The organism is Cronobacter sp. EKM101R, assembly GCF_963888145.1.
Taxonomy (GTDB): domain Bacteria; phylum Pseudomonadota; class Gammaproteobacteria; order Enterobacterales; family Enterobacteriaceae; genus Cronobacter; species Cronobacter turicensis.
The window spans coordinates 472,605-496,222 of record NZ_CAWPHW010000023.1; the positions used below are offsets into that span (position 1 = coordinate 472,605).

The following is a 23,618-nucleotide window of genomic DNA, read 5'->3' on the forward strand; positions in this document are numbered from 1 at the left end:
ATACAGAGAAGGTCACTACTATTTTCTGTGCGATAACGTGGTGGCGGGTGCGCTTGCGCTTACCCGCCCTACGAAATCTGCCACAGAGAAAGTAGGTAACCGAGATTTTCTGAGCGAGACAAGGCGCGGCTGAACGAGTCCCCAGGAGCATAGTGAACTATGTGACTGGGGTGAGAGAAAGACGCAACGCCGTCACAGCCAGAAAAGCGAGAGTGACAGGCTGTTTTTAAAGGTTCCTTCGCGGGCCCGCACTAGACAAGAGCTCGCAGGTGAACCCCGGCACGTACAACACTGTACGTGGTAGTTTCTACGGCGAAATAAGCAGACATGCTTAAGGGATCACGATGCAGAACGGCGCAATGAAAGCCTGGCTGGACTCTTCTTACCTCTCTGGCTCTAACCAGAGCTGGATAGAACAGCTCTATGAAGACTTCTTAACCGATCCTGATTCAGTGGACGCCCACTGGCGCTCTATGTTCCAGCAACTGCCTGGCACCGGCGCGAAACCGGATCAATTCCATTCAACAACGCGTGATTATTTCCGTCGTCTGGCGAAGGATGCCTCACGTTACTCTTCCTCGATTTCCGACCCTGACACGAATGCGAAGCAGGTTAAAGTCCTGCAGCTTATTAACGCCTATCGCTTCCGTGGCCACCAGCATGCGAATCTCGATCCGCTGGGCCTGTGGCAACAGGAGCACGTCGCGGATCTGGATCCTGCGTTCCACGATCTGACCGAAGCCGACTTCCAGGAAACCTTTAACGTAGGCTCTTTTGCGCTTGGCAAAGAGACCATGAAGCTCGGCGATCTCATCGAGGCGCTCAAGCAGACTTACTGCGGCTCCATCGGTGCGGAATACATGCATATCACCTCGACGGAAGAGAAACGCTGGATCCAGCAGCGTATCGAATCGGTCGCGGGCCACGCGGGCTTTAGCGTGGACGAGAAAAAACGCTTCTTAAGCGAGCTGACCGCCGCTGAAGGCCTGGAGCGTTATCTGGGCGCGAAATTCCCGGGCGCGAAACGCTTCTCGCTGGAAGGAGGCGACGCGTTAATCCCGATGCTCAAAGAGATGATCCGCCATGCCGGTAAGAGCGGCACGCGTGAAGTGGTGCTGGGTATGGCGCACCGCGGTCGTCTGAACGTTCTCATCAACGTGCTGGGTAAAAAGCCGCAGGATCTGTTTGACGAATTCGCCGGCAAACATAAAGAACACCTCGGCACCGGCGACGTGAAATATCACATGGGCTTCTCTTCGGATATCGAAACCGAAGGCGGCCTGGTCCACCTGGCGCTGGCGTTTAACCCGTCGCACCTGGAGATTGTCAGCCCGGTGGTGATGGGCTCGGTGCGCGCGCGCCTCGACCGTCTGGACGAGCCGAGCAGCAACAAAGTGCTGCCGATCACCATTCACGGCGACGCGGCCGTCGCAGGGCAGGGCGTGGTTCAGGAAACCCTGAACATGTCCAAAGCGCGCGGTTACGAAGTGGGCGGTACGGTCCGTATCGTTATCAACAACCAGGTGGGCTTCACCACCTCCAACCCGCTTGATGCCCGTTCTACCCCGTACTGCACCGACATCGGCAAAATGGTGATGGCGCCGATTTTCCACGTCAATGCGGACGACCCGGAAGCGGTCGCGTTCGTGACCCGCCTGGCGCTTGATTTCCGTAATACGTTTAAACGCGACGTGTTCATCGACCTGGTGTGCTACCGCCGTCACGGCCATAACGAAGCCGACGAGCCGAGCGCGACCCAGCCGCTGATGTACCAGAAAATCAAAAAGCATCCGACCCCGCGCAAACTCTACGCTGACAAGCTGGAGCAGGAAGGCGTGGCGAAGCTTGAAGACGCGACCGAAATGGTCAATCTCTACCGCGACGCGCTGGATGCCGGCGAGTGCGTGGTGAAAGAGTGGCGTCCGATGAATATGCACTCCTTTACCTGGTCGCCGTATCTCAACCACGAATGGGACGAAAGCTACCCCAACAAAGTGGAGATGAAGCGTCTGCAGGAGCTGGCGAAGCGCATCAGCAATGTGCCGGATGGCATCGAGATGCAGTCGCGCGTGGCGAAAATCTACGGCGACCGTCAGCTGATGGCGAATGGCGAGAAACCGTTCGACTGGGGCGGCGCGGAAACGCTGGCCTACGCAACGCTTGTCGATGAAGGCATTCCGGTGCGCCTGTCCGGCGAAGACTCCGGCCGTGGCACCTTCTTCCACCGTCACGCCGTGGTGCATAACCAGGCTAACGGTTCTACCTGGGTGCCGCTGCAACACATCCATAACGGTCAGGGCCCGTTCAAAGTCTGGGACTCCGTGCTTTCTGAAGAAGCGGTGCTGGCGTTCGAATATGGCTATGCGACCGCAGAGCCGCGCACGCTGACCATCTGGGAAGCGCAGTTTGGCGACTTCGCCAACGGCGCGCAGGTCGTTATCGACCAGTTCATCAGCTCCGGCGAACAGAAGTGGGGCCGTATGTGCGGTCTGGTGATGCTGCTGCCGCACGGCTACGAAGGCCAGGGCCCGGAGCACTCCTCCGCGCGTCTGGAGCGTTATCTGCAACTCTGCGCTGAGCAGAATATGCAGGTCTGCGTGCCGTCAACGCCTGCGCAGGTTTACCATATGCTGCGTCGCCAGGCGCTGCGCGGTATGCGTCGTCCGCTGGTGGTCATGTCGCCGAAATCGCTGCTGCGTCATCCGCTGGCGGTGTCTACGCTTGAAGAACTGGCTAACGGCGCCTTCCAGCCTGCTATCGGCGAAGTCGATGAACTCGATCCGCAGGGCGTGAAACGCGTCGTGCTCTGTGCTGGCAAGGTGTATTACGACCTGCTGGAACAGCGTCGCAAGAATGATCAGAAGGATGTGGCGATTGTCCGTATCGAACAGCTCTACCCGTTCCCGCATCACGCGGTGCAGGAAGCGTTGAAGCCGTTCGCGCACGTGCATGATTTCGTCTGGTGCCAGGAAGAGCCGCTCAACCAGGGCGCCTGGTATTGCAGCCAGCACCACCTTCGTGAAGTGATTCCGTTTGGTTCTGCATTACGTTATGCAGGCCGCCCGGCCTCCGCCTCGCCGGCGGTAGGGTATATGTCCGTTCACCAGAAACAGCAACAAGATCTGGTTAATGACGCGCTGAACGTCAATTAATTAAAGGATAAATAATGAGTAGCGTAGATATTCTTGTTCCCGACCTGCCTGAATCCGTTGCTGACGCAACCGTCGCCACCTGGCACAAAAAGCCGGGCGACGCGGTGAAACGTGATGAAGTGCTGGTAGAAATCGAAACTGACAAAGTGGTACTGGAAGTACCGGCGTCGGCTGACGGCGTGCTGGATGCGGTACTGGAAGACGAAGGCAGCACCGTGACGTCTCGCCAGATCCTGGGCCGTCTGCGCGAAGGCAACAGCGCGGGCAAAGAGAGCAGCGCCAAACCGGAAGCGAAAGAATCGACCCCGGCGCAGCGCCAGCAGGCGTCTCTGGAAGAACAAAATAACGACGCGCTGAGCCCGGCTATTCGCCGTCTGCTCGCCGAACACAACCTGGACGCGGCCGCCATCAAAGGCACCGGCGTCGGCGGTCGTCTGACCCGTGAAGATGTCGAAAAACATCTGGCGAAAGCGAACGGCAGCGAATCTGCCAAAGCCCCGGAACAAGCCGCCGCGCCGCAGCCGCAACTCGGCGCCCGCAGCGAAAAACGCGTGCCGATGACCCGCCTGCGCAAACGCGTGGCCGAGCGTTTGCTGGAAGCGAAAAACTCCACCGCGATGCTGACCACGTTCAACGAAGTGAACATGAAGCCGATCATGGATCTGCGTAAGCAGTACGGCGACGCCTTCGAAAAACGTCACGGCATCCGTCTGGGCTTTATGTCCTTCTACGTGAAAGCGGTCGTTGAAGCGCTCAAACGCTTCCCGGAAGTGAACGCGTCCATTGATGGCGACGATGTGGTGTATCACAACTATTTCGACGTCAGCATGGCGGTCTCCACGCCGCGCGGCCTGGTGACCCCGGTTCTGCGCGATGTCGACGTACTGGGCATGGCGGACATCGAGAAGAAAATCAAAGAGCTGGCGGTGAAAGGCCGTGACGGCAAACTGACCGTTGAAGACCTGACCGGCGGTAACTTCACCATTACCAACGGCGGCGTTTTCGGCTCGCTGATGTCTACACCTATCATCAACCCGCCGCAGAGCGCGATCCTTGGCATGCACGCCATTAAAGATCGCCCGATGGCGGTGGACGGCAAGGTTGAGATCCTGCCAATGATGTACCTGGCGCTCTCTTACGATCACCGTCTGATCGATGGCCGTGAATCGGTAGGTTTCCTGGTGACCATTAAAGAGTTGCTGGAAGATCCGACTCGTCTGCTGCTGGACGTGTAGTTTCACAAGGGCGGCCCGACCGCCCTCAGGTAGTGTTTATGGTCGCGCCGCGAGGCGCGGCAATTTCGAACTCCGAGCGTGAATGCGCTTTTTCTTGATGGACTGAAGAGATGAACTTACACGAATATCAGGCGAAACAGCTGTTTGCCAGATCAGGCCTGCCGACGCCGGTAGGTTATGCCTGCTCGACTCCGCGTGAAGCAGAAGAAGCCGCTTCTAAAATCGGCTCCGGCCCGTGGGTGGTGAAATGCCAGGTGCACGCAGGCGGCCGCGGTAAAGCGGGCGGTGTAAAAGTCGTTAAGAGCAAAGAAGAGATTCGCGCCTTTGCCGAGCACTGGCTGGGCAAACGCCTGGTGACCTATCAAACGGACGCGAACGGCCAGCCGGTTAACCAGATTCTGGTAGAAGCCGCGACCGATATTGCCAAAGAACTCTACCTCGGCGCGGTGGTTGACCGCGGCTCCCGTCGCGTGGTGTTTATGGCCTCCACCGAAGGCGGCGTGGAAATCGAAAAAGTGGCGGAAGAAACCCCGCACCTGATCCACAAAGTCGCCATCGATCCGCTGACCGGCCCAATGCCGTATCAGGGACGCGAGCTAGCCTTTAAACTGGGCCTCGAAGGGAAACTGGTTCAGCAGTTCACCAAAGTCTTTATGGGCCTGGCGACTATTTTCCTGGAGCGCGACCTGGCGCTTATCGAAATCAACCCGCTGGTGATCACCTCTCAGGGCGACCTGATCTGCCTCGACGGTAAACTGGGCGCTGACGGCAACGCGCTGTTCCGCCAGCCGGATCTGCGTGAAATGCGCGACCAGTCTCAGGAAGACCCGCGCGAAGCGCAAGCGGCGCAGTGGGAACTGAACTACGTGGCGCTGGACGGCAACATCGGTTGCATGGTGAACGGCGCGGGCCTCGCGATGGGCACGATGGATATCGTGAAGCTGCACGGCGGCGAACCGGCGAACTTCCTGGACGTGGGCGGCGGCGCGACCAAAGAGCGCGTGACCGAAGCGTTCAAAATTATTCTGTCTGACGACAAAGTGAAAGCCGTACTGGTTAACATCTTCGGCGGCATCGTGCGCTGCGACCTGATTGCCGACGGCATTATCGGCGCGGTGGCGGAAGTCGGCGTGAACGTCCCGGTTGTCGTACGTCTGGAAGGCAACAACGCCGAGCTGGGCGCGAAGAAACTGGCCGACAGCGGCCTGAATATTATTGCAGCGAAAAGTCTGACGGATGCAGCTCAGCAGGTTGTTGCTGCTGTGGAGGGGAAATAATGTCCATTCTGATCGATAAAAACACCAAAGTTATCTGCCAGGGCTTTACCGGCAGCCAGGGGACATTCCACTCCGAACAGGCTATCGCCTACGGCACCCAGATGGTTGGCGGCGTAACGCCAGGCAAAGGCGGCACCACGCACCTGGGCCTGCCGGTGTTTAACACCGTGCGCGAAGCGGTAGACGCGACTGGCGCGACCGCGTCGGTTATCTACGTTCCGGCGCCGTTCTGCAAAGACTCCATTCTGGAAGCGATTGACGCAGGCATTAAGCTCATCATCACCATTACTGAAGGCATCCCGACGCTGGATATGCTGACGGTGAAAGTGAAGCTGGATGAAGCGGGCGTGCGCATGATTGGTCCGAACTGCCCGGGCGTTATCACCCCAGGCGAGTGCAAAATCGGCATCATGCCGGGCCACATCCACCAGCCTGGCCGCGTGGGCATCGTTTCCCGCTCCGGCACCCTGACCTACGAAGCGGTTAAACAGACCACCGATTACGGTTTCGGTCAGTCGACCTGCGTGGGTATCGGCGGCGACCCGATCCCGGGTTCTAACTTCATCGATATCCTGAAACTGTTCCAGGAAGATCCGCAGACCGAAGCGATCGTGATGATCGGCGAGATCGGCGGCAGCGCGGAAGAAGAAGCGGCGGCGTATATTAAAGATCACGTCACCAAACCTGTCGTGGGCTACATTGCAGGCGTAACCGCGCCGAAAGGCAAGCGTATGGGCCACGCGGGCGCGATTATCGCAGGCGGCAAAGGCACGGCGGATGAGAAATTCGCCGCGCTGGAAGCGGCAGGCGTGAAAACCGTGCGCAGCCTGGCGGATATCGGCGACGCGCTGAAAACCATTCTGAAGTAAATGTCTCGCCTCGTGGGTGTGAGGTAAAACCACCCGATAATAAGATTCGACATGGTTGGCTACCCGCGAGGGTAGCCTTTTTTATTGCCTGCGGCGCGCCACCAGCGTGAACTGATAGTCGTCGCTTTTAAAGACGTTGCGGCTGTATTCAAACACCTGGCCGTCGCGCAGATAACCTAATGAGCGCTTCTCAAGCGTCGGTTGCGCCGGGTCGAGACCGAGCGCCTGTACCACTTCAGCATCGGGCATGACCGGCAGGATCTCCTGTTCGCTGCGGTCGATGACGAGCTTTTTCACCTGCTCGATATAGTGATATTTCGACTGCTCCATCACCTCCCAGGTGAGGTCGGCAAAAAGCCGCACCGGCATCCATGTCTCCTCCAGAATCACCGGCTTTTGCTTAATAAAGCGCACCCGTTTGACATGCCACACTTTATCGGCCGTGGTGAGCTGCAGCCGCGCGGCCAGCGCTTCGTCGGGCCTGATAACCTCAAACAGCAGCACTTCGCTGCGGGTTTCCACCTGTCTGTCCGCGAGCTTTTCCTGAAAGCCGGTGAGCTGATAGATGTCGTAGCGCATGCGCTCTTCTCTTACATAGGTGCCGCTGCCCTGAACGCTCTCCACGATCTGCTCGCCGGTGAGTTGTTTTAAGGCCTGGCGCACCGTCACGCGGCTGACGCAGGCTTACGCCCGTGCAGTGCTATAACAAAATCCCCTGGGATGCGATGAAACTCAATCCTTCAGGGATAACCACGCCACCCTGCTACAGCCTGCTTCAGATGACTTCAGATGGCGCTCAACTGAGCGCGCTGAAAAAAGCCGAAGATCGCGAGGCGCTGATCGTGCGCGTTTATAATCCGTCATGCGAAGCGGCGTGCGGGGCGCAGATCGCATTCGGCGAGCCGCTTAAGGCGTGGCAACAAACGGGAATGGATGAAACGCCGCAAACGGAGAGTATTTTCCCTGACGGGCATACCGGCGAGCTAAAACCCTGCCAGTCCCGGACCTTCAGCGCCACGCTCTGCCGCCGCGTTTAAGGCTTTTCTGTCTGCCGTCGCCAGCGCAACGCCGGGCGACGGCTTTTTTATTTACAGAAAACAGTGCCAATTTTTTTCACTTTGCGACCCGTTGGTAAATTATTTGTGAAATAAAATTGTCATTCCTGATCTAATGAATTCTTTTCCTTTGCCGATATTAACAAGAAAGTGTGATAAATATCTCGAATGAGAATGAACTAAAATAACGTAGGTTAATTATTCGTATCCCTTTCATAACCATCGTCGCGTTAAAAAAACACTTATTGTTAACATTATTTTCACTTAACTCGTTAGGGGTGAAACATAATTAACAATGGGTATCAAAACTGATTTTAATCAAAGTTTTTAGCTTGAAAAAAAGCGAGAGAAAGCGCTAAATTGCGGTCGATCAATCTGGTGTTTAAGCGGCGATTTGGGTATAAATTGATCGCCGTCGTAAAACGTAAATAAAGGGATATGTAAATCTATTTATTATCCCTGGATTGCAGCGTAAAATATTCGTCGAATCAATTTGGAATTCTTTTAACTTATTTGTAACCTTTCGCCATTACTTTTTCACAAATACACGCAGTGATTGAAGCAAGGCTGACGGGAGCAAATGTCATTGGTATTGGGGCATGCGTTGTGGCGCTTTAAAAAGAGCCACGCTCGAAGTCTTCATGCGAGGAGCAAGGAGTCAAGATGTTAGATATAGTCGAACTGTCGCGCTTACAGTTTGCCTTGACCGCGATGTACCACTTCCTTTTTGTGCCGCTGACGCTCGGTATGGCGTTCCTGCTGGCCATTATGGAAACGGTCTACGTCCTCTCTGGTAAACAAATCTATAAAGACATGACCAAGTTCTGGGGCAAGTTGTTTGGTATCAACTTCGCACTGGGCGTGGCGACCGGCTTGACCATGGAGTTCCAGTTCGGGACTAACTGGTCTTACTATTCACACTATGTAGGCGATATCTTCGGTGCCCCGCTGGCTATCGAAGGCCTGATGGCGTTCTTCCTTGAATCGACCTTCGTCGGCCTGTTCTTCTTCGGCTGGGATCGTCTGAGCAAAGTGCAGCACATGGCCGTCACCTGGCTGGTGGCGCTGGGCTCCAACCTCTCCGCATTGTGGATCCTGGTGGCGAACGGCTGGATGCAGAACCCGATCGCGTCTGATTTCAACTTCGAAACCATGCGTATGGAGATGGTGAGCTTCTCCGAGCTGGTGCTGAACCCGGTCGCGCAGGTGAAATTCGTTCACACCGTGGCTGCTGGCTACTGCACCGGCGCGATGTTCATTCTGGGCATCAGCGCGTGGTACATGCTCAAAGGCCGCGACTTCGCTTTCGCTAAACGTTCTTTTGCTATCGCGGCGAGCTTCGGCATGGCGGCGGTGCTTTCCGTTATCGTGCTGGGCGATGAGTCCGGTTATGAAATGGGCGACGTACAGAAAACCAAACTGGCCGCTATCGAAGCCGAGTGGGAAACCCAGCCGGCACCGGCCGCGTTTACGCTGTTTGGCATTCCGGATCAAAAAACTCAGGAAAACCGCTTCGCCATTCAGATCCCTTACGCGCTTGGCATTATCGCCACCCGCTCTGTGGATACGCCGGTGATTGGTCTTAAAGATCTGCTGGTCCAGCACGAAGCGCGCATCCGTAACGGGATGAAAGCGTACGCGCTGCTGGAGCAACTGCGTTCCGGCTCGAACGATCAGGCGTTACGCGATGAGTTCAACAGCGTGAAGAAAGACCTCGGCTATGGCCTGCTGCTGAAGCGTTATACCGACAACGTTGCGGATGCGACCGAAGCGCAGATCCAGAAAGCGACGCAGGATTCTATTCCGAGCGTGGCGCCGCTGTACTTCTCCTTCCGTATCATGGTGCTGTGCGGCATCCTGATGCTGCTGATTATCGGCGCGTCGTTCTGGTCGGTGATTCGTAACCGTATCGGCGATAAAAAATGGCTCCTGCGCGCGGCGTTTTACGGCATTCCGCTGCCGTGGATCGCGGTGGAATCGGGCTGGTTTGTGGCGGAATATGGCCGTCAGCCGTGGGCTATCGGTGAAGTGCTGCCGACCGCGGTCGCGCACTCTAACCTGTCTGCAGGCGACATCCTCTTCTCTATGGTGCTGATCTGCGGCCTGTACACGCTCTTCCTGGTGGCGGAACTGTTCCTGATGTTCAAATTCGCCCGCCTGGGGCCGAGCAGCCTGAAAACGGGTCGCTACCACTTCGAGCAGTCCACTGTGGCTTCTCAGCCGGCACGCTAAGCGAGGAGACGTAAAATGATCGATTATGAAGTACTGCGTTTGATCTGGTGGCTGCTGGTCGGCATTCTGCTGATTGGTTTTGCGGTTACCGATGGCTTTGATATGGGGGTCGGTATGCTGACCCGCATTCTGGGACGCACCGATACCGAGCGCCGCGTGATGATTAACTCCATCGCGCCGCACTGGGACGGCAACCAGGTATGGCTTATCACCGCAGGCGGCGCGCTGTTCGCTGCCTGGCCGCTGGTGTATGCCGCTGCGTTCTCCGGCTTTTATGTGGCGATGATCCTGGTGCTCGCGTCGCTGTTCTTCCGTCCGGTTGGTTTTGACTACCGCTCGAAGATTGAAGATATGCGCTGGCGTAACATGTGGGACTGGGGCGTGTTCGCGGGTAGCTTCGTGCCGCCGCTGGTGATTGGCGTGGCGTTCGGCAACCTGCTGCAGGGCGTGCCGTTCCACTTCGATAAATATCAGGGCATGTTCTACACCGGTAACTTCTTCCAGCTGCTGAACCCGTTTGGCCTGCTGGCAGGCGTGGTGAGCGTGGCGATGATCCTGACGCAGGGCGCAACCTATCTGCAAATGCGTACCACTGGCGAGTTGCATCTGCGCTCCCGCGCCACCGCGCAGATTTCCGCGCTGGTGATGATGGTCTGCTTCGTTCTGGCGGGCGTCTGGGTGATGTACGGCATTGACGGTTATGTGGTGACCTCCGCCATCGATCCGCGTGCGGCCTCCAACCCGATGAACAAAGAAGTGGTTCGTCAGGCGGGCGCCTGGTTTGCTAACTTTGATAAGATGCCGGCGCTGTGGGCGATCCCTGCGCTGGGCGTGGTGCTGCCGCTGCTGACCGTGCTGGCGTCGCGTCTGGAGAGAGGCGCCTGGGCGTTTGTATTCTCTTCACTGACGCTGGCCTGCGTTATTCTGACTGCCGGTATCGCGATGTTCCCGTTCATTATGCCGTCCAGCACCATGCTGAACGCCAGCCTGACGATGTGGGACGCGACCTCCAGCCAGCTGACGCTGACCGTAATGACCTATGTCGCTGCGGTGTTTGTACCGACTATTTTGCTCTACACCACCTGGTGTTACTGGAAAATGTTTGGTCGCATCACCAAAGAACATATCGAAAGCAACACGCATTCTCTGTACTAATAAGGAGCTGACTATGTGGTATTTCGCCTGGATTCTCGGAACGCTTCTTGCCTGTGCTTTCGGGATCATTACCGCGCTGGCGCTGGAGCACGTTGAAGCGACCAAAGCCGGTAAAGTCGAGTCGTGATGAAACGCCTCATCACCGCGCTTTACGCGCTGATGGATAAGAGCCCGTTAAGGGCTCTTTCCTTAATTATGGCGCTGGTGCTGGCGGGTTGCATGTTCTGGGACCCGTCGCGCTTCGCGGCGAAGACCAGCGGCCTTGAAATCTGGCAGGGCTTGTTCCTGATGTGGGCCGTCTGCGCGGGTGTGATTCACGGCGTGGGTTTTCGTCTTCGCGCCGTACACTGGCAGGGAATTTTCTGCCCGTTGATTGCCTTTCTGGTGATGTTGGCCGGGCTGCTTTTTTTCTTTGCCTGAACGCGGCGACACCTGTGATTCTGTGGGCTTTCCGGAGCCCATAAATATTTACTCTCCGTTTACTTCTCCCCATTCCCAACCCACATTCACTTGCGTATAGTAGCAGCGTTTATTTGCATTACCGGGATGTAGAGTGAGCACAACGCTGTTTCGATGGCCGGTTCGTGTCTATTACGAAGACACCGACGCCGGTGGTGTGGTTTACCACGCCAGTTACGTCGCCTTTTATGAAAGAGCACGCACAGAGATGCTGCGCCACCACCACTTTAGTCAGCAAGATTTACTGGCGGAGCGAGTAGCCTTTGTGGTTCGCAGGATGTCGCTTGAGTATCTTGCGCCTGCCCGACTCGACGATATGCTCGAAGTCCAGACCGAAATTACAACGCTGCGTGGCACCTCCATGGTGTTCAGGCAACGGATTGTTAACGCGGAAAACCAGCTTCTCAATGAAGCCGAGGTGCTGATTGTCTGCGTTGATCCACTCTTAATGAAGCCTCGTGCGCTTCCCAAGTCTATTGTCGCGGAGTTCAAGCAGTGACTGACATGAATATCCTTGATTTGTTCCTGAAGGCAAGTCTTCTGGTTAAACTTATCATGTTGATTTTGATTGGTTTTTCAATCGCATCCTGGGCCATCATCATTCAGCGAACGCGCATTCTCAACGCTGCGTCGCGCGAAGCGGAAGCCTTTGAAGATAAATTCTGGTCAGGCATTGAGCTTTCCCGCCTGTATCAGGAGAGCCAGGGACGCCGTGAAAATCTCTCCGGCTCCGAGCAGATCTTCTACGCCGGATTTAAAGAATTCGCCCGTCTGCATCGCGCCAACAGCCATGCGCCGGAAGCGATTGTCGAAGGGGCGTCGCGCGCGATGCGTATTTCAATGAATCGCGAGCTTGAAACCCTCGAAACGCATATTCCTTTCCTCGGCACCGTAGGCTCTATCAGTCCGTATATCGGCCTGTTCGGCACCGTGTGGGGGATTATGCACGCCTTTATCGCGCTGGGAGCTGTGAAGCAGGCGACGCTGCAGATGGTCGCGCCGGGTATCGCGGAAGCGCTTATCGCGACGGCGATCGGTCTGTTCGCGGCAATCCCTGCGGTTATGGCTTACAACCGCCTGAACCAGCGCGTGAACAAGCTGGAGCTGAATTACGACAACTTTATGGAAGAGTTCACGGCTATCCTGCATCGCCAGGCTTTTACTAGCACCAGCGAAAGCAACAAGGGGTAAGTCATGGCCAGAACACGTGGACGTGGTCGTCGTGAGCTGAAGTCTGAAATCAATATCGTCCCGCTGCTGGACGTGCTGCTGGTGCTGCTGCTGATTTTTATGGCGACGGCGCCCATCATCACCCAGAGCGTGGAAGTGGACTTGCCGGACGCCACGGATTCCCAGACCGTCAGCAGCAATGACAACCCGCCGGTGATTATTGAAGTCTCCGGCGTGGGCCAGTACAGCGTGGTGGTGGAAAAAGACCGTATGGATCAGCTGCCTGCTGAGCAGATTGTTGCCGAGGCGCAGCGTCGTCTGCAGGAGAATCCGAAGACGGTCTTTTTAATCGGTGGCGCCAAAGAGGTTCCTTACGACGAGATTATTAAAGCGCTGAACCTGTTGCATCAGGCGGGCGTGAAATCTGTCGGCTTAATGACGCAGCCTATCTGATCCACCGCCTGACAGGGCTACAAGTTTTGGAAACCGAGAGTGGCAAAGGCAACCGAACAAAACGATAAGCTGAAACGCGCGATCATCATTTCCGTAGTGCTGCACGTGTTGCTGATTGGACTACTGATCTGGAGCTCGTTCGATGAGCATATCAGTGAAGACGCAGCGGGCGGCGGCGGCGGATCGGCTATTGACGCCGTGATGGTCGACCCAGGCGCGGTGGTGCAGCAGTACAACCGCCAGCAGCAACAGCAGGCAAGCGCTAAACAAGCCGCCGAGCAGCGCGAGAAACAGGCGCAGCAGCAGGCGGAAGAACTGCGCGAGAAACAGGCCGCCGAACAGGAACGCCTGAAAAAGCTTGAGCAGGAACGCCTTGAGGCGCAGGAGAAAGCGCAGCAGCAGGCGGAACAGCAGAAACAGGCTGAAGAAGCCGCGAAGCGCGCGCAGGAGCAGCAGAAACAGGCGGAAGAGGCGGCAGCCAAAGCTGCAGCAGAGGCGAAAGCAAAAGCTGACGCTCAGGCGAAAGCCGCTGAAGAAGCCGCGAAGAAAGCCGCTGCCGACGCGCAGAAAAAAGCGCAGGAAGAGGCCGCTAAAGCCGCTGCTGCTGCGAAGAAAGCGCAGGAAGAGGCAGAGAAAAAAGCAGCCGCCGATGCGGCGAAAAAAGCGCAGCAGGACGCCGAGAAGAAAGCGGCGGCTGAGGCTGCGAAGAAAGCCGCGGCAGAGAAAGCCGCCGCCGAAAAAGCCGCTGCGGCAGAGAAAGCGGCCGCAGAAAAAGCGGCAGCCGAGAAGAAAGCCGCCGCAGCGGAAAAAGCGGCCGCGGAAAAAGCAGCGGCAGCCGAGAAAGCCGCTGCCGATAAAAAAGCGGCGGCAGAAAAAGCCGCTGCGAAGAAAGCCGCCGCTGCGAAGGCGGCTGCAGAAAAAGCAGCGAATGCGGAAGGCGTGGACGATCTTCTTGGCGATCTCAGCTCAGGTAAGAATGCGCCGAAAACCGGCGGCGGAGCGAAAGGCAGTAATGCAGCGCCAGCGGGGAGCGGTAATAGTAAGAACAACGGTGCCAGCGGCGCTGAAATCAATGGCTACGCTTCGCAGATAAAGTCCGCCATTGAAAGCAAGTTCTATGATGCGTCGTCGTATTCAGGAAAAACCTGTACGCTGCGCATTAAGCTTGCACCGGACGGCTTACTGCTGGATATCCAGTCGGAAGGCGGCGATCCTGCGCTTTGTCAGGCAGCCATTTCCGCCGCCCGACAGGCTAAGATTCCTAAACCGCCAAGCCAGGCTGTTTATGAAGTCTTTAAAAACGCGCCGTTGCTTTTCAAACCACAGTGATTTCCGGTAAAACCGGGCTTCACTGTCCGGTTTAAGCCGGCGTGCGATGTGGTTGTCTATCTTTGAGTTTGTTAACATTCTGCTAAATTATCGTGGGCTTTGACGTCCAGATAAGGGAGATATGATGAAGCAGGCATTACGTGTAGCATTTAGTTTTCTGATGCTGTGGGCAGCCGTGCTGCACGCAGAAGTACGTATCGAGATAACCCAGGGGGTTGACTCGGCGCGTCCGATTGGTGTGGTGCCGTTCAAGTGGGCAGGCCCGGGCGCCGCGCCTGAAGATATCGGCGGCATCGTGGCGGCGGATCTGCGCAACAGCGGTAAATTCAACCCGCTCGATCGCTCCCGCCTGCCGCAGCAGCCGTCTTCCGCACAGGAAGTACAGCCGGCGGCATGGTCTGCGCTCGGTATTGACGCGGTCGTGGTAGGGCAGGTGACGCCGAATGGCGACGGCAGCTATACCGTGGCGTATCAGCTGGTTGATACTGGCGGCGCGCCGGGCACTGTACTCGCGCAGAACTCTTACAAAGTGAACAAACAGTGGCTGCGTTATGCAGGCCATACCGCCAGCGACGAAGTGTTTGAGAAGCTGACCGGTATTAAAGGCGCTTTCCGCACCCGTATCGCTTATGTAGTTCAGACCAACGGCGGCCAGTTCCCGTATGAGCTGCGTGTTTCTGACTACGACGGCTACAACCAGTTTGTGGTTCACCGCTCACCGCAGCCGCTGATGTCTCCGGCCTGGTCGCCGGATGGCAGCAAGGTCGCTTACGTGACCTTTGAAAGCGGTCGTTCTGCGCTGGTTATCCAGACGCTGTCTAACGGCGCTGTGCGTCAGGTGGCTTCGTTCCCGCGTCACAACGGCGCGCCGGCATTCTCGCCAGACGGCAGCAAACTGGCGTTCGCGCTCTCTAAAACCGGCAGCCTGAACCTGTACGTGATGGATATCGGCTCCGGCCAGATTCGTCAGGTAACAGACGGTCGCAGCAATAACACCGAGCCGACCTGGTATCCGGACAGCCAGACGCTGGCCTATACCTCTGACCAGGCCGGTCGTCCGCAGGTTTATAAAGTCAACATCAACGGCGGCGCGCCGCAGCGCGTGACCTGGGAAGGCTCTCAGAACCAGGATGCTGACGTAAGCTCTGACGGTAAATTTATGGTGATGGTGAGCTCCAATGGCGGCGCTCAGAACATCGCTAAACTGGATCTGGTAACGGGTGGCGTGCAGACTCTGTCGTCAACGTTCCTGGATGAAACGCCAAGTCTGGCACCTAACGGCACTATGGTTATCTACAGCTCTTCTCAGGGGATGGGATCCGTGCTGAACCTGGTTTCTACAGATGGGCGTTTCAAAGCGCGTCTTCCGGCAACTGATGGACAGGTTAAATTTCCTGCCTGGTCGCCGTATCTGTAATAATAATTAATTGATTACTAAAGGAATCAAAGAAATGCAACTGAACAAAGTGCTGAAAGGGCTGATGATCGCTCTGCCTGTTATGGCAATCGCGGCGTGTTCTTCTAACAAGAACGCCAGCAATGACCAGAGCGGCGAAGGCATGCTGGGTGCCGGCACTGGTATGAACGGCAACGGCGGCAACATGTCTTCTGAAGAGCAGGCGCGTCTGCAGATGCAGCAGCTGCAGCAGAACAACATCGTTTACTTCGATCTGGACAAGTACGACATCCGTTCTGACTTCGCTGCAATGCTGGATGCGCACGCTAACTTCCTGCGTAGCAACCCGTCTTACAAAGTGACCGTTGAAGGTCATGCGGATGAGCGCGGCACCCCGGAGTACAACATCTCCCTGGGCGAGCGTCGTGCTAACGCTGTTAAGATGTACCTGCAGGGTAAAGGCGTTTCTGCTGACCAGATCTCCATCGTTTCTTACGGTAAAGAAAAACCTGCAGTACTGGGTCACGACGAAGCGGCATATGCCAAAAACCGTCGCGCCGTACTGGTTTACTAAGAGAATTGCATGATCAGTAACTTCAGACATCACCTGTTGGGTCTGTCGTTACTGGTTGGCGTAGCGGCCCCCTGGGCCGCTAATGCCCAGGCGCCAATCAGTGATGTCGGCTCAGGCTCGGTCGAAGACCGTGTCGTTCAACTCGAGCGTATTTCCAACGCTCACAGTCAGCTTTTAACTCAGCTTCAGCAGCAGCTCTCCGATAACCAGTCCGATATTGATTCCCTGCGCGGTCAGATTCAGGAAAATCAGTATCAGCTTAACCAGATTGTGGAACGTCAAAAGCAGATTTTGCTGCAGATGGACAGTCTGAGTAATGGCAATGGCGGAGCGGCCGCGGCGCAGGGCGGCGATCAGGCGCAAAACGGCGCGGCGCAAGCCTCACCGGACGCTGGCGCATCAGCGCCCGCAGCCAGCGCACCGACGCAAAGCGGGGATGCCAATACCGATTACAACGCAGCGATCGCGCTGGTGCAGGATAAATCCCGTCAGGATGAAGCCATCACCGCGTTTTCCAATTTCATTAAGCAATACCCGGATTCCACTTACCAGCCGAATGCCCATTACTGGCTCGGCCAGCTGAATTACAACAAAGGTAAGAAGGATGACGCGGCGTATTACTTTGCTTCGGTGGTGAAGAACTACCCCAAATCACCGAAAGCGGCGGATGCGATGTTTAAGGTTGGCGTAATCATGCAGGATAAAGGCGACACCGCGAAAGCGAAGGCCGTTTATCAGCAGGTTATCTCCAAATACCCTGGCACCGAAGGCGCAAAGCAGGCGCAAAAACGTCTGAATGCGATGTAATGCATGCGGCTTGACCAGATCCCGTATTATTTCTGGTCTTGCCGCATGAAACGTAAGCAGTTAAGTGATCTGTCTCGAAATTTTTGTTGCGTCAGAATCTTAAATCAGTAATATATGCCGCCGTTGCCACGGGATACGAAACAAACCCGCGGTGGCGAAAATGTGGGTCGTTAGCTCAGTTGGTAGAGCAGTTGACTTTTAATCAATTGGTCGCAGGTTCGAATCCTGCACGACCCACCACTCGCTCAGGTGGTTTAAATGAGCGATATCGTGAAGGCAACGTTGCGCGCATCGTTAAGATAAATTCCCTCCACGACTGACCACACGCAGTAAACCAGCGTAGTATCGGGTGATTAGCTCAGCTGGGAGAGCACCTCCCTTACAAGGAGGGGGTCGGCGGTTCGATCCCGTCATCACCCACCACTCGGGTCGTTAGCTCAGTTGGTAGAGCAGTTGACTTTTAATCAATTGGTCGCAGGTTCGAATCCTGCACGACCCACCATCGTTTCTGTGAAAACATGAGCGATATCGTGAAGGATAACGTTGCAAAGCAACGGCCCGAAGGGCGAGCGAAGCCGAGTCATCCTGCACGACCCACCAACGCTTTTGTTGGTATAAGCAGTAAATCTTTCAGATAACACCCGAACGGGTCGTTAGCTCAGTTGGTAGAGCAGTTGACTTTTAATCAATTGGTCGCAGGTTCGAATCCTGCACGACCCACCACTGAACGCGTGGGTGTTAACAGAAGGTGTGAAGGATAACGTTGCAAGACAGCATTTATCTTCCACAACCTCCCTCTGAAAGAAAGCAGTTCCCGAGCGGGTCGTTAGCTCAGTTGGTAGAGCAGTTGACTTTTAATCAATTGGTCGCAGGTTCGAATCCTGCACGACCCACCATCGCCTGATGTAAAAACAGAGGCGATATGTGAAGGATAACGTTGCGAAGCAACGGCCCGAATGACGAGCGAAGCGAGTCATCCTGCACGACCCACCAATGTAAAAAGGCGCCCTAAAGGCGCCTTTTTGCTATACGTACAGGTTCGGGTCGAGCCATTTATGGCGAGACAACGGAGCCGCGCGCAGCGTCTTTTTGCTTATCCGTATTTCCCGCCATTATCTGCCAATACGCGCTTTGTCTTTGCTACTGATTCCCATCATTCCTCACAGCCTGCCTCCCCACCTTTTCCTGTGACTTTTCCCCTTCAATCCGCTATCTTGTTTAGCATATAAAACAAATGAAGCTGCCAGGTGGCTCTCAACGGCTCGGTAACGCGGCTTTAGTTAAGTGCAAAAAACGAGATGGCGCAAATGAGTGTAATGTTCGATCCCGAAGCCGCAATTTATCCTTTCCCGCCAAAGCCTGCGCCGCTGAACGCAGACGAGAAGGCCGTTTACCGCGACAAAATAAAGCGTCTCCTTAAAGAACGCAACGCGGTCATGGTCGCTCACTACTATACCGACCCGGAGATCCAGGCGCTGGCCGAAGAGACGGGCGGCTGTATTTCTGATTCGCTTGAGATGGCGCGTTTCGGCGCGAACCACCCTGCGACGACGCTGCTGGTCGCAGGCGTGCGTTTTATGGGCGAAACCGCCAAAATCCTAAGCCCTGAAAAAACCATTCTGATGCCAACGCTTCAGGCGGAGTGCTCGCTTGACCTCGGCTGCCCGGAAGAAGAATTCGCCGCGTTTTGCGACAGCCATCCGGATCGCACCGTGGTGGTCTATGCCAATACCTCGGCGGCGGTGAAAGCGCGCGCTGACTGGGTGGTGACATCCAGCATCGCCGTTGAGCTGATTGAACATCTCGATAGCCTCGGCGAGAAAATCATCTGGGCGCCGGACCGCCACCTGGGCCGCTATGTGCAAAAGCAGACCGGTGCCGATGTGCTCTGCTGGCAGGGCGCATGCATCGTGCATGATGAGTTTAAAACGCAGGCGCTGGCGCGTATGAAAGCCCTGTCCCCGGATGCCGCCGTGCTGGTGCACCCGGAGTCGCCGCAGGCGATTGTCGATATGGCCGACGCCGTCGGCTCCACCAGCCAGCTCATTAACGCCGCGAAAACGCTGCCGCACCAGACGCTCATCGTGGCGACCGATCGCGGCATCTTCTACAAAATGCAGCAGGCCTGCCCGGAAAAAACGCTGCTTGAGGCGCCGACCGCAGGCGAGGGCGCAACCTGCCGCAGCTGCGCGCACTGTCCGTGGATGGCGATGAATGGCCTTCAGGCCATCGCAGAGGCGCTGGAGCATGGCGGAGCGGCCCATGAGGTTCACGTTGACGCCAGCCTGCGAGAAGCCGCGTTAACGCCGCTTAACCGCATGCTGGATTTTGCGGCTACACTTCGTCTTTCGGTTAAAGGAAACGCGTAAGGACATTACGCTTCGGGGATAATATGGATTTTTTTAGCGTACAAAACATTCTGGTGCATATTCCGCTTGGCGAGGGTGGGTACTCATTATCATGGATTGAAGCGGTCGGCACGCTTGCGGGGCTGTTATGCATCTGGCTGGCGAGCCTTGAGAAAATCGTTAACTACGTGTTCGGCTTAATCAACGTCACGCTGTTTGCGATTATTTTCTTCCAGATCCAGCTCTATGCGAGCCTGCTGCTGCAAGTGTTTTTCTTTGTGGCGAATATTTACGGCTGGTACGCGTGGTCGCGCCAGAGCAGCGATAACCAGGCGGCGCTGCACATCCGCTGGCTGCCGCGCCCGAAAGCCTTCGGTTGGCTGGCGGTCTGCGTGGTGGCGATTGGGTTAATGACGCTGTGGATCGATCCCGTGTTTGCCTTCCTGACCCGCATTGCGGTGCAGGTTATGCAGGCGGTCGGGCTTAACGTGGCGGCGCCCCAGCTTCAGCCTGACGCCTTCCCGTTCTGGGATTCCTGCATGACGGTCTTGTCCGTGGTGGCGATGATCCTGATGACCCGTAAATATGTCGAAAACTGGCTGCTGTGGGTCATTATTAACGTCATCAGCGTGGTGATTTTCGCCCGCCAGGGCGTTTATGCGATGTCGCTGGAGTACCTGATCCTGACGTTTATCGCGCTCAACGGCAGCCGGATGTGGATCAAAGCGGCGCACGAGCGGGGCTCGCGCGCGCTGTCTCACTAATGTGAATGGCCGTGGGCGTGCGGTGTGGCGTCCCCGGCATTCAAATCACAGTCTTTAACGCTGCATGACTGGTACTCAAGCTGTACCGTCGCGTGGGCTATCTGGTAGTGATGCCGCAGATAATCGTGAATGCTCGCCATCAGGGCGTCATGATCGTGCGGCGGGATCACTTGCACATGCAGCGTCATCACCGGTTTTTCGCCGACCAGCCACAGATGCACATGATGCACGTCGCGCGCTTCCGGGATTTCGCGCACCAGCCTGCGGCGCAGCTGCTCCACATCTACCGCGCGGGGCGCGCCTTCCAGCAGTTCATTCATGCTCTCCTGAAGCAGCCGCCAGGCGCTGCGCAGCACAAGACATGAGACCAGAATCGAGAGAATCGGGTCGATGGGCGTCCAGCCGGTCCAGAGAATAATCACCGCGGCGACAATCGCGCCAACAGAGCCCAGCAGATCGCCAAGCACATGCAGCGCTGCGGCGCGCACGTTCATGTTTTTCTCATCACTGCCGCGGTGCAAAATCCAGAATGACAGCAGGTTCGCCACCAGACCCGCAATGGCGATACCCAGCATCGGCCCACCCGCGACGGGTTCGGGCGTAATAAAACGCGCGATAGCCTCCCAGACGATAATGACCGTAATCACCAGCAGCGCCAGCGCATTGACGAAAGCGGCAAGCGTGGTTAAACGCAGTAGCCCAAAGGTATGCCTCGCGTTCGGGCTGCGGCGCGCGAAGCGCACGGCCATCAGCGCCACCAGCAGCGCGGCGGCGTCGGTAAACATATGGCCCGCGTCGGCCAGCAGCGCCAGTGAGCCGGAAAGCAGACCGCCGGCAATCTCCAGCACCATAAAAATGGCGGTGATCAGAAAGGCGATCAGCAGGCGTTTACTGTTAGAGTTATGAGAATGCTCGTGAGGATCGTGTGTATGAGAATGGGAATGGGCCATAGCGTGTGTCGCTCAACATTTTTGTTGTGGTTATCAATATCAGTCAGTTGCGCGGCAATCGCGCGTTACCACAATAGCAAAAATAAAGGAGAGCCGAAGCTCTCCTTTTGTATTCAGGCGTTAATGCGCTTACTGGGAAGTGCTGCCAGAGGTGCTCGGGCAGGCGTCGCCAGTACACTGTACGCTACCGGTAGAGCCGGAAGTGCTGCTACCGGTGGCGCCCATGTCGCCGCTGGTGCTGTGCGCGGTGCCGGAAGACGTACCAGTTGACGTGCCGGTGCCGGTGTTCACGCCGCTGTTGGCGGAATTAGTGCCGGAGGTATTGATGTTGCTGTTATCAACGCCGTTCGGAGCGACATTCTGTTTAGCGTCAGGCGCTACCTGGCCTGCGTTGGCGGCTGCGTTTGCAGAGCCCGTATCGCTACCCCCGGTTGCAGAACCGGAATCGGCGGCAAGCGCCGCGCCGCTGGCCAGAGTCAGAGTGGCGGTCAGAAAGAGTGAAGTCAGTTTATTCAGTTTCATAATCATGCTCCTGTTCTGGTCGTTATTGCTGGATAACTTCTTCCAACAGTGCACTGCGAAAAAGTTGATCAGCGTGTGTATTGCGGTCGAAAAAACCACACCATCGCCGAAAGGCAGTAGGTGATTCGGTAAAATGTATAAAACAGAGTGCTAACAATTAAAAAGTGTAGACTGGATCTCCCTTTACGCTACTTTCTGGCGTTTTTAAGTTAACTTCCAGGAATTTTCCGTGCGAAGTGTAAATGCGTGTTTACACTACTGGCGCGACAAGATAGATTGAAAGCATTGCTTTCCCACAAAACTGCAGGGCCTCCTGGAACCATCATGACTTATCAGAACGACGATCTCCGCATTAACGGCATCAACGAGTTACTCCCGCCTGTCGCACTCCTGGAAAAATTTCCCGCTACCGAAAAAGCCGCTGAAACCGTATCTGCGGCGCGCCAGGCGATTCATCAGATCCTGCATGGCGATGACGATCGCCTGTTGGTGGTCATCGGCCCGTGTTCTATTCACGATCCGATGGCGGCAAAAGAGTATGCCTCGCGTCTGCTGCCGCTGCGTAAAGCGTTAAAGAACGAGCTGGAAATCGTTATGCGCGTCTATTTTGAAAAGCCGCGCACCACGGTGGGCTGGAAAGGGCTCATCAACGATCCGCATATGGATAACAGTTTCCAGATTAACGATGGCCTGCGGATTGCGCGTAAATTGCTGCTGGATATCAACGACACCGGCCTGCCAGCGGCGGGTGAGTTCCTGGATATGATTACGCCGCAATATCTGGCGGATTTAATGAGTTGGGGCGCTATCGGCGCGCGTACCACGGAATCGCAGGTGCATCGCGAACTGGCGTCCGGGCTGTCCTGTCCGGTCGGTTTTAAAAACGGCACCGACGGCACCATTAAAGTGGCGATTGACGCCATCAACGCCGCCAGCGCGCCGCACTGTTTCCTGTCGGTGACCAAATGGGGCCACTCGGCTATCGTCAACACCAGCGGCAACAGCGACTGCCATATTATTCTGCGCGGCGGTAAAGCGCCGAACTACAGCGCGGCGCACGTTGCCGAAGTGAAAACCGGTCTTGAGAAAGCGGGCCTGAAACCGCAGGTGATGATCGATTTCAGCCATGCCAACTCCAGCAAGCAGTTTAAAAAGCAGATGGATGTCGGCGCGGATGTCTGCGCGCAAATCGCCGGCGGCGAAAGCGCCATTATGGGCGTGATGATTGAAAGCCATCTGGTGGAAGGCAACCAGAGCCTGGAGAGCGGTGAGCCGCTGGTGTATGGCAAGAGCGTCACCGACGCCTGCATCGGCTGGGAAGATACCGACGCTATCCTGCGTCAGCTCGCCGAAGCGGTCAAAGCGCGTCGCGGTTAAGTCGCTGTCTGAGAGGCCGGAAGAAAAGGTGGGTGCGCTGACGCTTACCCACCCTACATACCTCTTGTACCGTTCTAGTAGGGCGGATAAGCGAAGCGCACCCGCCGTTTCACGCGTCGCGGTTATACGCTTCCTGTGGTGGGTGCGCTAACGCTTACCCACCCTGCATACTTCTCGTACCGTTATAGTAGGACGGGTAAGCGCAGCGCACCCGCCGTTCCACGCGTCGCGGCTATACGCGCCCTGTGGTGGGTGCGCTAACGCTTACCCACCCTACATACCTCTCGTACCGTTATAGTAGGGCGGGTAAGCGAAGCGCACCCGCCGTTCCACGCGTCGCGGTTATACGCTCCCTGTGGTGGGTGCGCTAACGCTTACCCACCCTACATACCTCTTGTACCGTTGTAGTAGGGCGGGTAAGCGAAGCGCACCCGCCGTTTCACGCGTCGCGGTTATACGCTTCCTGTGGTGGGTGCGCTAACGCTTACCCACCC

At 56.3% G+C, this 23,618-nt stretch carries 21 protein-coding genes, 5 tRNA genes and 1 pseudogene; 24 read left to right on the plus strand and 3 right to left on the minus strand.

Annotation, left to right across the window (positions count from 1 at the left end; all coding sequences use genetic code 11):
• Window positions 1-344 precede the first annotated feature (344 nt).
• The 4 genes from sucA (at window position 345) to sucD (ending at window position 6,533) form a co-directional block, all read left to right on the plus strand.
• On the plus strand, window positions 345-3,152 hold the full coding sequence (gene sucA, locus AACV31_RS14810; protein WP_007768286.1) for a 2-oxoglutarate dehydrogenase E1 component: 2,808 nt from the start codon (window positions 345-347) through the stop codon (window positions 3,150-3,152).
• Between the two features lie 14 nt (window positions 3,153-3,166).
• Entirely contained in the window at window positions 3,167-4,387 is a 1,221-nt protein-coding gene (gene odhB / locus AACV31_RS14815) for a 2-oxoglutarate dehydrogenase complex dihydrolipoyllysine-residue succinyltransferase (protein WP_075199128.1), read from the plus strand.
• A gap of 110 nt (window positions 4,388-4,497) precedes the next feature.
• Entirely contained in the window at window positions 4,498-5,664 is a 1,167-nt protein-coding gene (gene sucC, locus AACV31_RS14820) for an ADP-forming succinate--CoA ligase subunit beta (RefSeq protein ID WP_007768293.1), read from the plus strand.
• A complete protein-coding gene (gene sucD, locus AACV31_RS14825) occupies window positions 5,664-6,533 on the plus strand; it encodes a succinate--CoA ligase subunit alpha (protein WP_007706855.1) in 870 nt (289 codons plus the stop codon). The genes sucC and sucD overlap by 1 nt, the downstream gene beginning before the upstream one ends.
• Window positions 6,534-6,614: 81 nt before the next feature.
• Here sucD and AACV31_RS14830 read toward each other — a convergent pair.
• Window positions 6,615-7,211 (minus strand): annotated as a pseudogene (locus AACV31_RS14830) (GntR family transcriptional regulator); the annotation flags it as partial.
• 14 nt (window positions 7,212-7,225) lie between these two features.
• Between AACV31_RS14830 and AACV31_RS14835 the strand changes: the two are divergent.
• The 19 genes from AACV31_RS14835 (at window position 7,226) to pnuC (ending at window position 20,275) form a co-directional block, all read left to right on the plus strand.
• Window positions 7,226-7,570, plus strand: a complete 345-nt coding sequence (locus tag AACV31_RS14835; protein ID WP_255491220.1) for a glycosyl hydrolase-related protein — start codon at window positions 7,226-7,228, stop codon at window positions 7,568-7,570.
• 681 nt (window positions 7,571-8,251) lie between these two features.
• Window positions 8,252-9,820, plus strand: coding sequence for a cytochrome ubiquinol oxidase subunit I (gene cydA / locus AACV31_RS14840; RefSeq protein ID WP_015740565.1), 1,569 nt, complete (start codon window positions 8,252-8,254; stop codon window positions 9,818-9,820).
• 15 nt (window positions 9,821-9,835) lie between these two features.
• The gene (cydB, locus tag AACV31_RS14845) at window positions 9,836-10,975 is read left to right on the plus strand and encodes a cytochrome d ubiquinol oxidase subunit II (RefSeq protein ID WP_161589117.1); all 1,140 of its coding nucleotides are present in this window, start codon (window positions 9,836-9,838) and stop codon (window positions 10,973-10,975) included.
• A 13-nt stretch (window positions 10,976-10,988) separates the two neighbouring features.
• Window positions 10,989-11,102, plus strand: a complete 114-nt coding sequence (cydX, locus tag AACV31_RS14850) for a cytochrome bd-I oxidase subunit CydX (RefSeq protein WP_004387905.1) — start codon at window positions 10,989-10,991, stop codon at window positions 11,100-11,102.
• Window positions 11,102-11,395 carry a cyd operon protein YbgE gene (gene ybgE / locus AACV31_RS14855; protein ID WP_015740567.1) on the plus strand — a complete coding sequence of 98 codons (294 nt, stop codon included), beginning with the start codon at window positions 11,102-11,104 and terminating at the stop codon, window positions 11,393-11,395. Before cydX ends, ybgE begins: the two co-directional genes overlap by 1 nt.
• Window positions 11,396-11,528: 133 nt before the next feature.
• Window positions 11,529-11,933 carry a tol-pal system-associated acyl-CoA thioesterase gene (gene ybgC, locus AACV31_RS14860; RefSeq protein WP_004387903.1) on the plus strand — a complete coding sequence of 135 codons (405 nt, stop codon included), beginning with the start codon at window positions 11,529-11,531 and terminating at the stop codon, window positions 11,931-11,933.
• Window positions 11,930-12,625 carry a Tol-Pal system protein TolQ gene (gene tolQ / locus AACV31_RS14865; RefSeq protein ID WP_015740568.1) on the plus strand — a complete coding sequence of 232 codons (696 nt, stop codon included), beginning with the start codon at window positions 11,930-11,932 and terminating at the stop codon, window positions 12,623-12,625. The genes ybgC and tolQ overlap by 4 nt, the downstream gene beginning before the upstream one ends.
• Window positions 12,626-12,628: 3 nt before the next feature.
• Window positions 12,629-13,057: a colicin uptake protein TolR gene (tolR, locus tag AACV31_RS14870; RefSeq protein ID WP_007768318.1), complete on the plus strand. Its 429-nt coding sequence runs from the start codon at window positions 12,629-12,631 to the stop codon at window positions 13,055-13,057.
• A 39-nt stretch (window positions 13,058-13,096) separates the two neighbouring features.
• Window positions 13,097-14,386, plus strand: a complete 1,290-nt coding sequence (tolA, locus tag AACV31_RS14875; protein ID WP_105538229.1) for a cell envelope integrity protein TolA — start codon at window positions 13,097-13,099, stop codon at window positions 14,384-14,386.
• A 124-nt stretch (window positions 14,387-14,510) separates the two neighbouring features.
• Window positions 14,511-15,803 carry a Tol-Pal system beta propeller repeat protein TolB gene (gene tolB / locus AACV31_RS14880; RefSeq protein ID WP_015740570.1) on the plus strand — a complete coding sequence of 431 codons (1,293 nt, stop codon included), beginning with the start codon at window positions 14,511-14,513 and terminating at the stop codon, window positions 15,801-15,803.
• A 34-nt stretch (window positions 15,804-15,837) separates the two neighbouring features.
• On the plus strand, window positions 15,838-16,356 hold the full coding sequence (gene pal / locus AACV31_RS14885) for a peptidoglycan-associated lipoprotein Pal (protein ID WP_004386751.1): 519 nt from the start codon (window positions 15,838-15,840) through the stop codon (window positions 16,354-16,356).
• A 9-nt stretch (window positions 16,357-16,365) separates the two neighbouring features.
• Window positions 16,366-17,163, plus strand: coding sequence for a cell division protein CpoB (gene cpoB / locus AACV31_RS14890; protein WP_165153367.1), 798 nt, complete (start codon window positions 16,366-16,368; stop codon window positions 17,161-17,163).
• A 164-nt stretch (window positions 17,164-17,327) separates the two neighbouring features.
• Window positions 17,328-17,403: transfer RNA gene (locus AACV31_RS14895), tRNA-Lys, on the plus strand.
• 107 nt (window positions 17,404-17,510) lie between these two features.
• Window positions 17,511-17,586: transfer RNA gene (locus AACV31_RS14900), tRNA-Val, on the plus strand.
• Window positions 17,587-17,589: 3 nt separating this feature from the next.
• Window positions 17,590-17,665, plus strand: a tRNA-Lys gene (locus AACV31_RS14905).
• A gap of 145 nt (window positions 17,666-17,810) precedes the next feature.
• Window positions 17,811-17,886: transfer RNA gene (locus tag AACV31_RS14910), tRNA-Lys, on the plus strand.
• Between the two features lie 97 nt (window positions 17,887-17,983).
• Window positions 17,984-18,059 (plus strand) — tRNA-Lys (locus AACV31_RS14915).
• Window positions 18,060-18,470: 411 nt separating this feature from the next.
• On the plus strand, window positions 18,471-19,532 hold the full coding sequence (gene nadA / locus AACV31_RS14920) for a quinolinate synthase NadA (RefSeq protein WP_165153369.1): 1,062 nt from the start codon (window positions 18,471-18,473) through the stop codon (window positions 19,530-19,532).
• Between the two features lie 23 nt (window positions 19,533-19,555).
• Complete coding sequence (pnuC, locus tag AACV31_RS14925; protein WP_165153371.1) at window positions 19,556-20,275, plus strand: nicotinamide riboside transporter PnuC; 720 nt, start codon at window positions 19,556-19,558, stop codon at window positions 20,273-20,275.
• Here the strand turns inward: pnuC and zitB are convergent.
• Entirely contained in the window at window positions 20,272-21,225 is a 954-nt protein-coding gene (gene zitB, locus AACV31_RS14930; RefSeq protein ID WP_165153373.1) for a CDF family zinc transporter ZitB, read from the minus strand. The genes pnuC and zitB overlap by 4 nt on opposite strands.
• 129 nt (window positions 21,226-21,354) lie before the next feature.
• On the minus strand, window positions 21,355-21,747 hold the full coding sequence (locus tag AACV31_RS14935) for a protein YbgS (protein ID WP_165153375.1): 393 nt from the start codon (window positions 21,745-21,747) through the stop codon (window positions 21,355-21,357).
• Between the two features lie 324 nt (window positions 21,748-22,071).
• Here AACV31_RS14935 and aroG point away from each other — a divergent pair, with 324 nt between their 5' ends.
• Window positions 22,072-23,124 (plus strand): 3-deoxy-7-phosphoheptulonate synthase AroG, encoded by a 1,053-nt coding sequence (aroG, locus tag AACV31_RS14940; RefSeq protein WP_075199137.1) that lies wholly within the window; start codon window positions 22,072-22,074, stop codon window positions 23,122-23,124.
• Window positions 23,125-23,618 lie beyond the last annotated feature (494 nt).